Here is a 270-nt window from a genome sequence, read left to right on the forward strand (position 1 = left end):
GACAAGGTCGATGACGACGGCCTCCTGGCCGCGATCGCCCGCACCGCGCCGGCTGCAAGTGCAGCGCACGGAGCGACATCCGGCCTCGCCAAGGCCCTGCGCTTCCAGCATCTACCGGGCATTGCGGCAGTGCTGCATCAGGCCGACTGGATTGCCGGAAACTTCTCCGGCCGCTTCGACGTCAGCGACGAGAACAATGCCCTGAAGACAGGTTATGATGTCGAGGCCCGCCGCTGGCCGGAATGGATCGCGGCGACCGGAATGCGCATG

Annotated in this window: 1 pseudogene; it reads left to right on the forward strand. The window is 66.3% G+C overall.

Annotated features, from left to right (window positions below):
• Positions 1-270: pseudogene (locus AC0L3S_RS39380) on the forward strand (carbohydrate kinase); the annotation flags it as partial.

The sequence above is a fragment of the Bradyrhizobium sp. Ken01 genome (genome assembly GCF_055807355.1).